Annotated in this window: 16 protein-coding genes; 7 read left to right on the top strand and 9 right to left on the bottom strand. The window is 37.9% G+C overall.

The window, feature by feature from the left end:
* Positions 1-38 precede the first annotated feature (38 nt).
* Genes ASL19_RS15655 through ASL19_RS17205 form a run of 3 tightly spaced genes read left to right on the top strand, consistent with a single transcriptional unit; the run spans position 39 to position 2,952 of the window.
* Positions 39-1,646, top strand: a complete 1,608-nt coding sequence (locus ASL19_RS15655; RefSeq protein WP_235529022.1) for a glycosyltransferase family 39 protein — start codon at positions 39-41, stop codon at positions 1,644-1,646.
* Positions 1,643-2,623, top strand: a complete 981-nt coding sequence (locus tag ASL19_RS15650; RefSeq protein ID WP_152980448.1) for a hypothetical protein — start codon at positions 1,643-1,645, stop codon at positions 2,621-2,623. The genes ASL19_RS15655 and ASL19_RS15650 overlap by 4 nt, the downstream gene beginning before the upstream one ends.
* The gene (locus tag ASL19_RS17205) at positions 2,620-2,952 is read left to right on the top strand and encodes a hypothetical protein (protein ID WP_057179046.1); all 333 of its coding nucleotides are present in this window, start codon (positions 2,620-2,622) and stop codon (positions 2,950-2,952) included. The genes ASL19_RS15650 and ASL19_RS17205 overlap by 4 nt, the downstream gene beginning before the upstream one ends.
* 8 nt (positions 2,953-2,960) lie before the next feature.
* Here ASL19_RS17205 and ASL19_RS15640 read toward each other — a convergent pair whose 3' ends face one another.
* Positions 2,961-4,514 (bottom strand): hypothetical protein, encoded by a 1,554-nt coding sequence (locus ASL19_RS15640; protein ID WP_057179045.1) that lies wholly within the window; start codon positions 4,512-4,514, stop codon positions 2,961-2,963.
* A 54-nt stretch (positions 4,515-4,568) separates the two neighbouring features.
* Positions 4,569-5,912 (bottom strand): mannosyltransferase family protein, encoded by a 1,344-nt coding sequence (locus tag ASL19_RS15635; protein WP_235529021.1) that lies wholly within the window; start codon positions 5,910-5,912, stop codon positions 4,569-4,571.
* A gap of 433 nt (positions 5,913-6,345) precedes the next feature.
* On the opposite strand from ASL19_RS15635, the gene dxr reads away from it, so the two are divergent.
* Positions 6,346-7,536 (top strand): 1-deoxy-D-xylulose-5-phosphate reductoisomerase, encoded by a 1,191-nt coding sequence (dxr, locus tag ASL19_RS15630; protein WP_057179044.1) that lies wholly within the window; start codon positions 6,346-6,348, stop codon positions 7,534-7,536.
* Positions 7,537-7,618: 82 nt separating this feature from the next.
* Here the strand turns inward: dxr and ASL19_RS15625 are convergent, their stop codons facing one another.
* The 5 genes from ASL19_RS15625 to ASL19_RS15605 form a co-directional block, all read right to left on the bottom strand.
* Positions 7,619-8,116: a thioesterase family protein gene (locus ASL19_RS15625; protein WP_057179043.1), complete on the bottom strand. Its 498-nt coding sequence runs from the start codon at positions 8,114-8,116 to the stop codon at positions 7,619-7,621.
* A gap of 18 nt (positions 8,117-8,134) precedes the next feature.
* Positions 8,135-8,476: a DUF1815 family protein gene (locus ASL19_RS15620; RefSeq protein ID WP_006275977.1), complete on the bottom strand. Its 342-nt coding sequence runs from the start codon at positions 8,474-8,476 to the stop codon at positions 8,135-8,137.
* Between the two features lie 262 nt (positions 8,477-8,738).
* Positions 8,739-8,954 (bottom strand): DUF2839 domain-containing protein, encoded by a 216-nt coding sequence (locus ASL19_RS15615; protein WP_057179042.1) that lies wholly within the window; start codon positions 8,952-8,954, stop codon positions 8,739-8,741.
* 100 nt (positions 8,955-9,054) lie between these two features.
* Positions 9,055-10,617 (bottom strand): helicase C-terminal domain-containing protein, encoded by a 1,563-nt coding sequence (locus ASL19_RS15610; RefSeq protein WP_057179065.1) that lies wholly within the window; start codon positions 10,615-10,617, stop codon positions 9,055-9,057.
* Positions 10,618-10,644: 27 nt separating this feature from the next.
* Positions 10,645-11,241, bottom strand: coding sequence for a hypothetical protein (locus ASL19_RS15605; protein ID WP_006275974.1), 597 nt, complete (start codon positions 11,239-11,241; stop codon positions 10,645-10,647).
* 126 nt (positions 11,242-11,367) lie between these two features.
* On the opposite strand from ASL19_RS15605, the gene ASL19_RS15600 reads away from it, so the two are divergent.
* Positions 11,368-11,991: an RNA polymerase sigma factor gene (locus tag ASL19_RS15600; protein WP_057179041.1), complete on the top strand. Its 624-nt coding sequence runs from the start codon at positions 11,368-11,370 to the stop codon at positions 11,989-11,991.
* A gap of 22 nt (positions 11,992-12,013) precedes the next feature.
* On the opposite strand, the gene ASL19_RS15595 is transcribed toward ASL19_RS15600, so the two are convergent.
* The gene (locus ASL19_RS15595; RefSeq protein WP_057179040.1) at positions 12,014-13,432 is read right to left on the bottom strand and encodes a cell wall metabolism sensor histidine kinase WalK; all 1,419 of its coding nucleotides are present in this window, start codon (positions 13,430-13,432) and stop codon (positions 12,014-12,016) included.
* A 165-nt stretch (positions 13,433-13,597) separates the two neighbouring features.
* On the opposite strand from ASL19_RS15595, the gene ppk1 reads away from it, so the two are divergent.
* Positions 13,598-15,793: a polyphosphate kinase 1 gene (gene ppk1, locus ASL19_RS15590; RefSeq protein WP_057179039.1), complete on the top strand. Its 2,196-nt coding sequence runs from the start codon at positions 13,598-13,600 to the stop codon at positions 15,791-15,793.
* 66 nt (positions 15,794-15,859) lie between these two features.
* Here ppk1 and ASL19_RS18755 read toward each other — a convergent pair whose 3' ends face one another.
* Positions 15,860-16,042, bottom strand: a complete 183-nt coding sequence (locus ASL19_RS18755; RefSeq protein WP_006275970.1) for a hypothetical protein — start codon at positions 16,040-16,042, stop codon at positions 15,860-15,862.
* A 227-nt stretch (positions 16,043-16,269) separates the two neighbouring features.
* On the opposite strand from ASL19_RS18755, the gene ASL19_RS15580 reads away from it, so the two are divergent.
* Positions 16,270-16,824: a DUF2854 domain-containing protein gene (locus ASL19_RS15580; protein ID WP_057179038.1), complete on the top strand. Its 555-nt coding sequence runs from the start codon at positions 16,270-16,272 to the stop codon at positions 16,822-16,824.

The raw sequence follows: 16,824 nt of genomic DNA, 5'->3' as shown, positions 1-16,824 counted from the left end.
ATCAAATTCATCCAATGGAATAATCTAATTAAAATCACATGTTAAAATTTTCAAAACAATCTCAAATAGAAATGGGTGACAAATGGATAGTGCTAGGATTATTATTCCTCTCACTGACCTTATGGCTAGTAGGTTTAGGGAACCTACCATTAAGAGACTGGGATGAGGGAACATACGGTATAGTTGCTAGAGAAATTTACCGTACTGGTAACTGGTTTTATCCCACCTTACAGGGGTCTCCTTTTTTGCTCAAACCCCCTTTAATGCAATGGTTAATAGCCATCTGTTATCACCTAGGGGGAGTGGGAGAATTTACAACCAGATTTCCCGCAGCGTTTTTAACTGCTTTAGGAGTTCCCCTAATCTACTTAATTGGGAGATTAGTGTTTTTAAAAACCCCACCAGCTTTATTTTCCAGCCTAGTTTATTTAACATTATTACCAGTGGTACGTCATGGTAGACTGGCAATGTTAGACGGAATGGCAATTTCCTTTTTTCTAATGCTTTTATTCTGTGTTTTAAAAGCAAGAGATAATAAAAGATATGCTATTGGCATAGGATTTTGTCTAGGGTTAGTTACTCTGACAAAGGGTATGTTGGTAATGGTATTTGTGCTAATTAGTGGGACATTTGTCATTGCTAATAAACAACTAGATCTACTGAGAAACCCATACTTTTGGATAGGGATATTTTTAGGGAATTTTCCTGCTTTAGGTTGGTATATAGCCCAATGGCAACATTATGGTGATACCTTTCTCAAGGTGCATTTTGAAGATCAGGCTTTTGATAGACTAGGAACAGCAGTGGAGGGTAATACTGGCCCTGTTTGGTATTATTTACTGGAGATAATTAAATATGGTTTTCCCTGGCTGTTATTTTTCCCCGGAGGATTATATTTAAGTTGGAAAAACCGTCAAACTCCTTGGGGATCTTTAGTATTTATTGGTACGGTCATTTATTTTACTATAGTTTCTTTAATGAGTACCAAATTACCTTGGTATATCATGCCCATATATCCATTTTTGGCTTTGGCAGTTGGTGTTAATTTAGGTTATACCTGGGAGGAACATAGTCTTGGTAAGTTTTTAAAAACCCCATTAACAATTAAATTTTTAATAGGATTTTTTATATTTTTATCAGTTGCTGGTGTGGGGGGTTGTATTTATTTTAGTTTATTTGACCGCCAGGTTCCATTGATTCTTATGAGCGTGGTGTTGACAATCAGTATGGTTATCACATCGTGGTTTATTTCTCAGCACAGTCGTCAATTTATCCCGGTTTTATTTGGGGGAATGTATTTGGTTTTAACACTGCTGATGATTTCCCAATCTTGGGTGTGGGAATTGAATGAAAAATTCCCTGTCCAACCAGTAGCAGGTTTAATTCGTCAACATATTCCAGCGGGGCAAAAAATATATACTTCTTTTCCTGATAGTCGTCCCAGTTTGGATTTCTATAGTGATTGTCAGATTATCCCCACCTCTCTTGGGGATTTAGTAGATAAGTTTTCTTCTCACTCTTTTTTGTTAGTGAATGAAGAGGATTTAGGTAAAATCAACTTAAAAAATAGTCGAGTCCTAGGAAAATCCCAAGGATTTAGATTAATTGCGCCAACGAGTCCAAGTTCACCTACCAATAAACTATGATGAAGTATTTAGTCAACAAAGCGAATGAGTCCTATTTTCCCTTCTTTATGTGGTTATCAAGTCGCATAATTATTTGGGTATCAATGCTGGGAATAGCACCATTACTACCTCAACCGGTTAAAGACATTAGGGCGACTTTTTCCTGGGATGTTTTTATTAGATTTGATTGTAACTTTTATTTGAATATAGTTGAACATGGTTACCAATTTGCTAATGATGAAAAAGGTTATAATGTGGCATTTTTCCCCTTATATCCCACTCTGATATATTTCAGTAAACTTATAGGTTTTGAACCTAAGATAGCAGGAATTATAATTAGTAATACAGCTTTTCTAATTGCCCTAATTATTTTATTTCACTACTTAGCAAAAAAACATGACATAAATATAGCTAAATGGACTATAGCATTTTTATCTTTCTGTCCGATTTCATTATATTGTAGTGTGGTCTATACAGAAGGTTTATTTTTATGCTTGAGCACCTTGACCCTAACTTACTGGACGAAACCAGATGTTTTAAAGTCGTCTATTTTTGGAATGTTATTAACAGCAACTAGACTAAATTCTTTGGCTATAATTCCTACATATTTAATTGTTTGTTGGCAAGAAAAAAGAAAATTAACCGCTTATATCGCCGCCCTGTTAACTGGATTAGGTTTAATCTTTTATATGGGGTATTTAAAAATTAAGTTTGATCAACCTTTGGCATTTTTATTAGTACAAAAAGCATGGACTCAAGAAGGACAGGAAAAGTTGGGTTATTTGTGGTTAAAAATATTCTTACCCATGTTTTTCGGTTGGGCAAATTATAAATCAGGTAGGTTGGTTGATATTATCTATCCTCTTATATTTGCTCTTGGTGTGGGTTTAATTTATTATTGTTGGTGGAAAGTTAGGCGGACAGGTAATTACAAATTCAGCTATGGTATGATTGCTGGGATAGGCGGACAGGTAATTACAAATTCAGCTATGGTATGATTGCTGGGATAATTGTTTTATGGCTTTTGTCGGGTGATGAATTTTTCAATTCTTTACTAGTTTTTGGTGGTGCTTATTTATTATGGCATTATCGTCAAATAATTTCCCCGACTATCCTATTTTATGGAATATTTAGTTTATTTATTATTTTTGCTACCGGGAGAACAATGTCCATTAACAGATTCGCTTATGGTTGTGTTTCTTTGGCAATATGTTGGGGAATATTTTTATCCCGTCATGTTAAACTGAACTACTTCATTATATTGTGGTTTATAATTATGTTAATTACTTCATCAATTAGATTTGCCCAAGGTTTATGGGTAGCTTAATAAAAATCTTACTCAACAGTTCGTTTTGTAACAGAGTACAAATAATATCGCTCATCATAAATAAACCCCTTAGTAAACTTCTCAATCAAATCAATCTTCAATTTAGCATGGTTGAGTTCCAAAGGTCTATTTAAAATCAAAAGTAATGGATTTAATTCTTTTTGGCATATTTGATTTACTTGGCTTAGAACTTCTATATGATTAATCTCCTTCCTCTTAGTGGTGAATAAAACAAAACTGCCCATTTTTGAGATTTCCGGGTAATAAATCTGACGATTAATATATGCAGAAATTGGGGATATGGCATAATCTCTACTACCAACAATAAACAAGTCATTTAATTTATCTTGATATTGGTCTTTGATATAAGCAGATGCTTCCTTACTAGATGAGAAAGGAATAATAATATCTCGACTAAAAGCAAATACTCCCCCTACCATTTGGCAATATAAAATTACCATAATTGCTATATTATAATATGACTTTTTCAGTTTTGCTGCTTGAACTACTGTTTTTGGTAAAACAGTTACGCTTGATAAGGAAAATAATGAATGATAATAACTACTAAGCCAGATACAGACAATTAACAAAATATATAAATGTCCATAATGACGTGGGCTACCTAAAAATTTAACATAAGTAAATACAAGTATCTCCATTGTTCCCACTATGTAAAGAAATAAAATAATTGGTCTGACTATGAAAGAAATGCTGAAAACCAGAAAAAATATTATGGACAAAACAGAAAGTAGAATGAGACTGAATTGTTCAGATTCATTAGCTAAAACAACAATAATATAACTATTCCATAATCTAACTAAAGTCTTAGTTAAATGGTTAAAGTCAAAGTTTAATACAAACCCGGATAACCCTCCAGCCAAGTTACTATCTTGGGGCGGAATCAGCTGTAGAAATGAGATAATAATACCCAGGGAAATTATTAAACTACTTACAACTATATCATGTTTTTTAGCCACAAGATTTAGATGTAAAAATTGCCTACAAATATATTCTATTACCAACGTTAGACTAAATGCTATTGCCAATAATAAACAATAAGCATTAACATTAGCCATAAAAAATAAAACCACTGCCAATTTAAGGTAACTCTGTTGACGACTAGAATAGAGACTACAAAATATAAAAACTAGTAATAGTCCTATAGCATAATTTCTGCTGATTAGTAAATATTCATAAAAAGGAATATAGCCCAAGCAAAATAACAATTTTTGAAAATAACTAAATGGTGAATATCTGGTAAACACATAGACTGACAATGTGGCTAAACACAAGTGAAATACTTGCATGATTACAGGATTAGTTGTAAATTGTCTTAAAATTGCTAAACAAACATACCAAACAAAAGGATGTCCCTCATAATGAATGTGATGGAATAATTCCAATAAGGACTGACTTTCCCTAACAATCAACCAAACATTCAGTTCATCACGCCACATAGCATGATGAAGTATAGCAGGTAGTCCAACTATAAAAAATAACCCTGTTAGAATTTTGGCAAATACAGTATTATTCTGAGTCAGCAGATTCCAAAAAAAATTCATGTTTGATTTATACTCACTCGAATCAATAATTAAACTTCAATAAGCTTCCATACTTTAACCCACCCAATGATGTTGAGCGAATCCTATAGCTAACCTAAAGAGTAAAACCACAAATAAACCGACAGATAGATAAGCTTGACGGGGAAATCGGGACAACCAAGCACCAATAGCAATGCTTAAAGGAACAATACCATAAGCTAGACGACTTAAAGAGATGGTTCCTCCAGAAGCTAATAATAAACCGACTCCACACAAACTATAAATGACCATGACAGGTGTGAGTTTGCGACGAAAATGCCACACTAAATAACTACCACCTACCACCATTAAAACATTGAGCAAATTGTTGATCACCCTCTGATCCACTAAAATCAATAACACTGCTAATGTGGTATAAACCAAATATATCATGAAGGGATGCCAATATTTTTGCCGCAACCACAAAGTGACTGTGCCATAAACCATAAAACCAAAAAATACGGGATACCAAGGATCCCTAATTCCTCCATCATCGTTCCATACCCACCCAAAATTCCAATTTCTCCCCAAAATAATTTGCATCAACATATTTAACCAACCTTGCCAATCAAAACCAAGAGATGGTCGCCATCCTTTTTGAGCAGCAATAAAGGCTAAGGGATCATGAAAATTAATCGCACAATATATGCTAAATAATATTAACCCAGTAGCAGTTAACAAACTGGTAAAATAGGCTATTTTACCCCGCCTTTGTCTCCAAGCAGTCAGCAATAAAGCAGGAATTAAAGCCATTCCCGTAGGACGTGTAGCAGTTGCCATAGCTCCCCAAAAGGCAGTTAAGCTATATTTTTCTTCATCAAAAGCTCTTAAACAACCAATGCTGAATAATAAATATAATCCTTCTGTGTAAATTACCCCCGTAAACATGGACATGGGACAACAACAAATGACTATAATTGTCCATTGCGCTATCCTTAAACTACAATGTTTTTTAACCCAAAAATATAATAGGTAAACCGCTCCTAAAAAAGACAAATTGTTGATTAATAAACCAGCTATTTCAAAAGGTAACCCGAGTTTCATTAAAACCCAAATGGTTAGGGGAAACATAGGAAAAAAAGCTAGATTATATTGTTGACCATCAGGGTAAAACTCGTAACCACTAGTGGCGATCGCCCGATAATGCACACTGTCCCAAGCGTCAAAAATACTCCATGTACCATGCTCAAAAACGCTGTTATCCGTTATTGATATGCTAGGTGCAATTAGCAACATTCCTGCCCAAATCATGAGCCGACTCAATAGCCATACAACTACAGGGAAATATATGTTATCCCTACCAAGATAATTACTAATGAAGTTGTAACTAAACAGCTTGTGATTAATTGGTTTGTAACCGGCAAATTGACCCTTGGTCATATATAAACAAGAGAATTAAACAAAACATATTAGATATTACCAAATAGTAAAGAATTTATTGCTTTTAATAAAATATGGCTCCTGGATGGGCGTTATAATCCTTGCAGGTGGCTACAGTTATAGAATTGGCTTTAGACAGGAAGTGCCAACGGCGAATTTATTCGCCTTGATATTTAACCGTGATGCGGATCTTCAATATTCCAGTGTTGTCTTTATGTTATTTTGTGGCTGCTATTGACAAGTAAGTCTTATCTGAGCTATACTTTCGAAATCAACTTAAAGTAGCGGTAATGCTAAGAATTAATTTTAGCAGAATCAGTAGAGGCTTTTTAAGCCAGCCTCAGAAAGTTCGTTTATAGACTCTTCGGAAATCTCCGTGTCTTTAGACCGGAGAAGCTTAAAATTAGGAGTATCCGTAAATTGTTCAATCATTGTGAAAGCTATAACTCTTCTAGGTTCTACTGGTTCTATTGGTACTCAGACCTTAGATATCGTTTCTGAGCATCCAGACAAGTTTCGCATAGTTGGTCTTGCTGCTGGACGTAATGTAGAGTTATTTGCAGCGCAAATCCGCCAGTTTCGTCCCCAAATAGCTGCTATCTCCTGTGCTGATAAGTTACAGGAGCTGGAGGAAGCTATCAAAGATATCTACCCCCAACCTATTTTACTATCCGGGGAAGCAGGTGTGGTGGAAGTCGCTCGTTATGGTGACTCCCAAACGGTAGTTACTGGAATCGTCGGTTGTGCGGGTTTACTCCCCACTATCGCTGCTATTGAAGCGGGTAAGGATATTGCTCTAGCAAATAAAGAAACTTTAATTGCTGGTGGCCCAGTGGTTTTACCCCTAGTACAAAAACACGGGGTCAAGTTATTACCTGCTGATTCGGAACATTCCGCTATTTTTCAATGCTTACAAGGTGTACCCCCAGCTGGTTTAAAAAAGATTTTGTTGACCGCTTCCGGGGGAGCTTTTAGAGATTGGCCAGTGGAACAATTACCTACAGTTAAAGTTGCAGACGCTCTTAAACATCCTAACTGGTCTATGGGTAAAAAAATTACTGTGGATTCAGCAACTTTGATGAATAAGGGGTTGGAAGTTATTGAGGCCCATTATTTATTTGGTATGAACTACAATGACATCGAAATTGTTATTCATCCCCAAAGTATTATTCATTCTTTAATTGAGTTACAAGATACCTCTGTTTTAGCTCAGTTGGGTTGGCCAGATATGCGCCTACCTTTACTTTATGCTTTGTCTTGGCCAGAAAGAATTTACACCAATTGGCAAAGGCTGGATTTAGTCAAATGCGGAACTTTGACTTTTCGCGAACCAGACCATCACAAATACCCTTGTATGGGTTTAGCTTATTCCGCTGGTAGAGCAGGTGGATCTATGCCCGCTGTTTTAAATGCAGCTAATGAACAAGCTGTAGCACTATTTTTAGAAGAAAAAATTGGCTATTTGGATATTGCTCGCTGTATTGAATTGGTGTGCGATCGCCATCAGAACCAGTCTCATCCTTCTTTAGAGGATATCCTGGTAGCAGATAGGTGGGCTAGACAAGAAGTAATTAAAGCCACTGAAAATTTTAGTATACAACCACAATTTATTTCTGTCCGCTAACTGTAACATTTCTGTCTCATATACCTACACCAGTTTTAGCGAAATGGTGTAGGCAAGTGTCTTGACCTTCTTAAACTTATAACTACTTATAAGATGCCGCAATTTTAGCGATCACCTCCTGGAATGTGGCGGGTAACTGACGCATAATTTTACCCCTTTCCCTATCTAATGCTACTAAACTTACTTGAGCAGTTACACATAATTGCTGATTATCAAGGGAGACAATTTTATAGTCCCAGTTGATTCGCACACCTGTAACTTCTAACATGCGGGTTTTGACCAAAGCCATATTCCCTAATTGTAGTGATATATGATAGCGTATAGACAGTTCTACAACTGGTAGATCACACCCCAAGGCTACCAAATCAGCATAATCAACACCAAAGGAGCGTAAACACTCTACTCGTGCCTCCTCCATCCAAGTTAAGTAGGTACCATGCCAAACTAATCCTGCATAATCCGTATGATGAGGTTGTACTCTGATGGGATAGTCAAACCAGGTATCAACTTCATTCTTTGTTAACTTGTCAATTGCACTTGCTGGTGGTAAAGTTCCTTGACCTGATGTTGTGTTGCTCATCTATACAAAATAACTTCCTTACTTCCTAATTAGAGCTTTCTGATTTGTACAAGGTTCTATAGACTGTTTAACCAGATTAGCTAGTTCTTGTAATTGTTGGATTGCTTCCGCTCCTTCTAACTTCATCAATTCCCGGTCATCCCTCATTTCGGTCCAGGTAATCCCATAGTCAGACACCAGAAAGCGGATGAGGTGATTATTCCCCAAACCCACCATAAATGAAGCACTGTTCATTTGATCCCCACAGGTGTAGCAAGAAGCTGGGTAACCCTTGCGTTCTAGAACCATGGCCAGAGCTTGTAAGTTCATTACCAACTCTTGCACAAATTGTCTATGTTCGTATGCTAGTCTCAGAAACATTTTTTCCTCCAGACACCACGGTCATTTGAGAATGTTTTATATTTTCTTTAGATTTTCCTGTCCCTTGTTATTGTACTCTATCTCTAAAAGTTTTGGATAAATGCTTAGGTTAGCAATTAGCCTAACCTAAATCTTAGTCAAATTGGCAATAGTTGGATATTACACCTCCATAGGCAATTTTGAGAGGACCTAGCATTATTTCTTAACTATAGCTCCCACTAGGATATTTCCAGCTAGCTTAAATTAAATCATACTCATTAACCTAATCCACTACTTGCCACCATCCAAAAGCGGGTCCGATAAAACGGATAGTCACCCATATAGCTACCATAGTTCCAATACCAATCCATGCTCCGCGAGTGGTTATTTTCACAAAAAGTTCTGCTTGAGACTTAGTAATGGGAACCCATGGCAATATGGGGGTTTCTTGTCCATAGTTCTCCCCCATGGTATTTTTCCGACGTTTTGCTTCACCCATAACAAATAATTGATTTCAGTTAATCTCAGGTTTGATTTCGTTTCACTTACTAGTATATTTAAGGTTTGCTATTAAGGTACTTAGTTTCCTCTCAAATTCATCAATAGTTTTCTGGAGTATGGGAAGAAAAAAGACTGGGATCAAGATAGTCTAAGCGTGCTCGAGGGCTAAGACAAGCAAGAATCTGGGATCCATAACTACGATTGACCACACGACTATCTAATAAGGCCACTATCCCCTGACTTTCTCTCACCGGAGCTAGGGCCCGTTGTAACTCACTCAGCGCAGTGGGTAGTAGGTACAGTCTAAACCAGTCCTGGTGCGATCGCTTGTAATAAGCCACCCTACCAGCTACTAAAGGGTTCTCTAAGGATGGTAGGGGTAAAGTAGCAATAATCAATAACTGGGGTGCAGGCAAAACACTCTGGTGCGATCGCCAAAATTCCCAACCACTAACCAGAATACCATTATCATCCAAACAAGTTTTTTCCACCTGAACTCGTGAACCGAAGTCAGCAGCCAAAATCGCTGCTACTCTACTTTTGAGAGGTACGTCACCGACCAACACTACAGTTAGACCCAAAGCCGTGGTACTCAAACAAATCAGGGTGCGGACTTGATGAATAAACGAAGATTGAAATTCCGGTGTATTGGGCAAAGGTAACTTATGGGGTACATAAAGTTGAATAGCTTCACCGTGATTGTCACTGGAAAACTTCAAACAAGTTACATCTACTAAACCCAATCCCTGGCGAAACAGGGGTGCTTCCGTTTCTGGTTCCAAAGCACTACCAATTAACACCACCGGTTGTCGTTGCCAAATTGGTGCTAATTTCGTCGCTAATTCTACGGGTGCACAATGTAAATAAAATAGACCTTGACGACGAGCAACAGTGGCCCAAAAAAGGGAAGAAGTCAGACCAACAGGTGTTACGGAATTATCAATAGCGTTGTAGAAACATGCCTGAAAACTACGCCATATAGCTGGGAGATGGTCAGGATTTAAAGCAGAAAACAGAGTTTGTAAAATTTCAATTTCCCGTTGGCAAATTAGATAACAGTGGTATGGATTTTCTGGATGCTGAAACAATTCATGAGTTAATTTTACCCTCACTTCCCGGATTAAATCCGCTTGGTGGGGACAAGCCCATATTAGCTGATCCCAGGACTGGGGATCAAGGTTTTGGGTCAGCTGATTACGTACCCAATCTTCTAGATCGTCTACACCATCAATAATAGTAGGAATATGGGGAGGGAAACCAACATGTTCATTACTCAACTGCTCTTTTAGCCACGCTTGAGGAGAGGTTAGTAGTAAACCTTTAAAATCGGGATCAGGCCAAACATCACCTACTCTAATAGATTTAGTTGTTCCTAACCACTGTTCAAGACGAGGTATTTCTATCTTGAGCAATCTTTGCTGGATTTCTGGTAATGCTACGATAATTACTGGACCAGGCCACATTAAAGCGGAGGCAATAAAACTTGTTCGGTATCTTCCTTGATAACCACAAAGAGCTCCAACTTGAATTAAAGCACTACGTCCCAAACGAAAAGCCCTAGCTACCAACCTTGCCATCGTTAGGTGATGAGGCCAAGTTGGAAAACCCACCTGGGAGCGCAGGAAATTATGTAATGACAAATGAACCTCAGCCTCAATCACAGGTCTTTTACCCCATAACAACTTTTCTTAACCAGTCACCTCAGCCATTTCAATAATTCTCCCTTCGTAATCTTTTACCAAAAAGTTCAAAGGTTTTTGATTACGAATCTTAAACTTTAACCCTCTAGTTTCCACCCGCATTAAAATTAAGTCTAAACAATCCCGGTCAAAACAAACATGACGTTGTTGACTTTTACTACCTAGACTTGCACCAGTAATAACGTGTAGTTGGGTATTTTTCTTTAATTGGTACCATAGTCCATCATTGCCATTACTAATAGTCCTATGAGAGAAACTAGGACCAGAAGACATATAAAGCGGATCTATAGCCGTAGCACCTATAGTTTGTTCATAATTGTAGTAGTAGTGTAGAGGTACTTCCGCAGCGGGTAAATCCAACAAACCCTCATATAGTTGTCGGGCAATTTCCAAATCCGAGACCATTACAGTATAGACCTTGGGAGCGCTGGTGAGAAACATCCACATGGCACCAGCATAAGCTGCCAATAGCATAATCATAATCCCCTGGGTGGAAAACAGACTATCCAAGGGTAGGGAGGGTAAAAAAGAGGCAATTGTCACTGGAATATGCAAAAAAGGTATCACATTAGCTACTATAACCATGAATAAATCTAGATTGTATAGTGAATAGGTTTTTAGTATTGTTGCTAAAGACTAGCATATCGCTATCTCTTTAATAGTTTATACTCTAACCAACTTGAGCTGACATTTAAACTCCTTACAACCCCTGTGCAAATTCCCTCCTTTCCCGAAACCAATCACCCCTTGGTGAAATCCCTATTTGAGCAAACCGATCAAGAACTATTAAACCTATTTCAGCGCTATCCTGATAGTGGTCGGTACTTCACAGCCATATTTGCCCGTTATCATCCTATAGTTTACACTCTGATTCAACACTCAGCGAAATCTCCCGTTCAAGCAGACTATTTATTTGCCCTGACTTGGCAACAGATATACTATGAAATGAGGGAACTTTCTCTAGAGCAACCAATAACCGAGAAAGAAGCATTAAGCCTGCAAAACTGGTTAATTAACATGACTGCCTTTTGCATTAATCGAATCAGCGTACCACCAGCAGAAGCAATTCATTACTCCATAAAAGAAACCTCACCTCCGCTTTGGTGCTATTTACAGCAGGCACTGGATAAACTACCACCTGTTCTACGCGTAGTTTTACTGATGGCGCGAACCTTCCATTGGAGTGAAACCCGGATTGCCGCTTATTTACAAGCAGAGGGAGAAAATATTTCTATAGTACAGGTAAGCGATTTATTACAACAGAGCTACCAGATGTTAGAAGAAAAATTAGACCCTGATATTCGAGATATTTATTTAGAAGATGGGAGAAATTAATAGAAAAATTATACTAAAAAAACTAGTAAAATTCACTACCTACAGGTAAGTGAATGACAAAAGTAGTCCCCTGACTAAGAATACTGTGAACTTCTATTTCCCCTTGATGTTGTTCTACAATGGTATGAACAATAGCTAAACCTAAACCCGATCCGGTAGTAGCGTCTCGTTGGGAGCGAGCTGGGTCCACGCGATAAAATCTATCGAATAGTTTTGGTAAAGATTCCCTAGGAATACCTACTCCCGTGTCAATCACTTTAATTTGTAAGCAGGGACCAGGCATTGTCAAAACTCGTGCCAATTCTACTTGCACTTTTCCTTCCCTGGGAGTGTATTGTAGGGCGTTACTAATCAAATTAGTGCATAATCTACCCAGTTGATCCCAGTTTCCCATGAGAGTGAACCAGTTTTCCCGTAATCTGGAGTCAGTTTCCACTGGAGGATCCACAAGGATTAAACTCAGGGAAATTTGTTTTTCTGTAGCTACAAGTTCCTGCTCTTCCACCACTTCCATTAACAAAGCATCCACGGGACAAGGTGAAAACAAGTTAGGACTCATACCACTATCTTGTCTAGCAAGAAACAACAAATCGTTGACCAACCTACCTAAACGCTGGGTTAATCTTTCAACTAACTGCAATTGTTGGCGATAATGGGAATAATTGTGTTCATAGTCATGAGCAGTATAAGAATTTTCCGATTCCAAATCAGCTAATGCAACTTGGACATTGGTTTGAATCAGCGCTATAGGACTTCTTAATTCATGGGAAGCATCAGCAGTAAACTGTTTCAACCGTTGATAGGAATCACCCACAGGTTCCATCGCTTTTCCAGACAAAAACCAACCACTAGCGCCCACAGAAATCACCATTAACCCTATACCTAAACCTAGATCCACAACCAACTTTCGACTTGGTTTAGTGACTTCAAACCAGGGGTGACTGACCCTCAAATACCCTAAAACTTGTCTTCCTATTTCCACTCTATGGGTCACCTGTCGCAGTAATAGCTCTGAGTTACCCCATGCTCCCATCACCCGCACAGTTTCACTTGTGTTCCCACGAATGGGAATGTGTAAGGGTTCGGAAAAGGTAGACCACCTTAACTCACCAGTAGGGGTAAACCATTCTAAATCAATATGATCGTCTTCATTTGTACTCTTATTATTGCGAAAACTTGCTTCTATGTTAACACTAATTGTGTTTTGTTGAGGTATTTTAACTCCTTGATGCCTTAATTTTAGTTGACTTGGTTCCAAGTTAACGTCTTCAATTACTAAGGAACGCTCTACTACCTCTACTACATGATTTAAAGTATCATCAATTCTCTCAATTAATGTGCTGCGGACATACCAATACACTCCAGTGGCAAACAAGAGTAGTAAAATAGCGGTGACAGCGGTGTACCAAAGAGCAAGACGACGACGAGTAGCTTGGAACATACACAGTGGATAATGACAAGGAGTTAAAAATTTATATTTAATTATACCGACCTACTTAGACAAATAATTAGGGGTTCTTAACTTTTTCTTAACCAAAGCTTAACATTATAATTGGATTAATTGACTACCAAGGAAATAGCAACATCTACTAGGTGATAGATAATCATGGCCAAACTCAAAAAAAACAATCCTCCAGTTGTTAGTTTAGATGAACCAATTAATTTAAATGACCCAGAATATTATATTAATAGAGAATTAAGTTGGTTACAGTTTAACAGCAGGGTACTACATGAGGGATGCGATGAACGCACACCACTATTAGAGAGACTCAAATTCCTAGCCATTTTTAGCTCTAACCTGGATGAATTTTTTATGGTGCGTATTGCAGCACTAAAACAGCAGGTAGAAGCAAAAGTAGACCTTCTTACTCCTGATGGGCGCACACCACAACAGCAGTTAGATGATATCAGATTATATTTAAACCCATTAGTGGCAAAACAGAACCAACAGTTTGAAGAAATACTACAACCTTTGTTAGCTAATCAAGGTATTCATATTATAAAATATATAGATATGAATCAGCAACAGAAATTGCATCTGGATGAATATTTTAAAGAACAAATATTTCCCGTTCTCACCCCCTTAGCAGTGGATCCTAGTCATCCCTTTCCTTACATTTCTAATCTCAGCCTGAATTTGGCTGTAGTGGTCAAAAATCCAGAGACAGAAGAAGAATATTTTGCCCGGGTGAAAGTACCAAAAGTTCTACCAAGATTTATCCCCTTACCTTCCGAACTAGCAAGTCATAATGGTAAACCAATTTACTGGATTGGTGTACCTTTAGAACAGGCGATCGCCCATAATTTAGATCAATTATTTCCGGGGATGAACATTCAAGAATGCCATCCTTTTCGGATCACTCGAGATGCGGACTTAGAGCTAGAAGAAGATGAAGCAGATGACCTATTACTAGCCATTGAACAAGAACTACGTAAAAGGCGTATGGGTGGGACACCGGTTCGATTAGAAATACAATCACAAACACCGGAAAATTTACGTTCTCGGTTATTAGAAGACCTAGAATTGACTGCTAATGATGTTTACCAAGTAAATGGTTTACTAGGTTTGAGGGATCTAATGTATTTTATGGGATTATCCTTACCAGAACTGAAAGATCCTCCACGTCAATCAGTCATTCCTTCCCGGTTACAGCGGTTAAAAGAACCCTGTTTAGATCCCGATGTTTTAGAAACAGAAGATGGAAAAGATTTCTTTTCTATAATTAGAGAAAAAGATTTATTAGTCCATCATCCCTATCAATCATTTTCCGCTACAGTAGAGCAATTTATTACCCATGCAGCATGGGATCCTCAAGTGTTAGCGATTAAAATGACATTGTATCGTACTTCCGGGGATTCACCCATAGTAAATGCCTTAATTGCTGCAGCTGAAAATGGTAAACAAGTGTCAGTTCTAGTGGAGTTAAAAGCCCGTTTTGATGAAGAAAATAATATCTACTGGGCCAGACGATTAGAAAAAGTTGGAGTTCATGTAGTTTATGGATTAGCGGGTTTGAAAACCCATAGTAAAATAGTGCTAGTAGTCAGGAGAGAAAAAGAGAAAATCTGTCGTTACGTCCATATTGGCACGGGTAATTATAACCCAAAAACAGCCAGACTATACACAGACCTAGGATTGTTTAGTTGTCGGGAAGAACTGGGTGCAGATCTAACCGATGTATTTAACTTCTTAACAGGTTATTCTCTGCAAAAAAACTATCGAGAGATATTAGTTGCTCCGGTGAATATGCGCAACCGCTTTTTAGAACTAATTCACAGAGAAATTACCAACGTACACAATGGATTCTCTGGAAGGATTGTGGCCAAAATGAATGCGCTAGTTGATCCTGAAATCATTGCCACCCTATATACCGCCTCCCGTGCAGGGGTGCAAATAGACTTGATAGTTAGAGGTATATGCTGTTTAAGACCTGGAATGAAAGACATTAGTGATAACATTCGCATTGTGAGCATTATTGGGCGATTTCTAGAACATTCTCGCATTTTTTACTTCCACAACAATGGTCAGGAAGAAATATATATTGGCAGTGCGGACTGGATGCGTCGCAATTTAGATCGGAGAGTGGAGGTTATTACACCAATTAGAGACCAAGAAATTGCCAAAGATCTACAAGAAATCCTCGGGATTATGTTAGCAGATAATCGTCAAGCTTGGGATTTACAACCCGATGGCAATTACATTCAAAGAACGCCCAAAGATAACAGTTCAGAAGCTAACTCCCAAGCGATTCTTATGTCCATGAGCCAAAATAATTACCCAAAGCCGCTTATGCAGAATTGAGAATAAGTTCAAGTAAGCCAAAATAAACTAAAAATAATATCCCCATTTCTATTCTATGTGGGTAGTTTAATTCGTATTTTCATTTGAAAATGTACGATTAAACTCATCCAATAGATCATCTAACTCTTCCAGAGCTTGATTGATATCAACCCTAAGAGTGCCCAAGTTAGGCTGTTCGAGTAACCCTAGTAGGTATTCGCGCTTAGTTTGTACTAAGGAGATTCTTTGCTTTATTGTTTCCAGATCCATAAGTTTTCCTCGTATTTTTAAATACTACCAGTTAAATTTATAGCTTATTACAGATTTTCTGAAAAAGCTAGATAAGATGAACGTAGGTTGGGTTGAAGTATGAAACCCAACACCCCCATGGATTCGCTAACCCATCCTGCAAATAATTGTGCCTCCGCAAATCTCAGATAGCGCCCAAATAGTGTAAAATACTTGCCAATATCAATAAATGATCAGCATCTAAAATCATGTTCGGCAAAATCTCTTTGGGAACACTCGGTTTAACTGTAGGTAGTATATTAACCATTATGGGCTTTATAGCTTATGGGTTGGATAACGCGACCTTGAATTTGGTAGGGTTTTTTTATGGATTTCCCCTGTTATTAGGTGGTTTAGCACTCAAAGCTAATGAACTCCAACCAATACCCTTTAGTGAACCTACCACAGAGTCGGTATTGGAACTCAGGAAGCAGCAAGCTACTATTACCCAAAATAAAATCCGTAAAGATATTACAAGATTTTGCTACGGACAACAAGCCCATTTAGATAGGGCCCTTGAATATTTAGGCTTAAATCCCACGGATGAAGAACGCCCCGTAGTCACCAGTCTGCGAGAAACTTCCCTTGATGGTGCTTATTGTCTAATTCTAGAGTTTGACTCTCCCCTGATCCCTCTGGATACATGGTTGGAAAAACAAGAGAAAATGACTAAGTATTTTGCACCTAATGTTCATGTAAAAATCACTCAGCCCAATGAAGATAAAATTGAATTGGAATTAATTACTGTCAACCATTCTAATTAA

It is taken from the genome of Cylindrospermopsis sp. CR12, from assembly GCF_001432185.1.
Classification (GTDB): domain Bacteria; phylum Cyanobacteriota; class Cyanobacteriia; order Cyanobacteriales; family Nostocaceae; genus Raphidiopsis; species Raphidiopsis raciborskii.
Note: the sequence above shows the minus strand (reverse complement) of the source record. Positions and strands in the feature narration are given on the sequence as shown.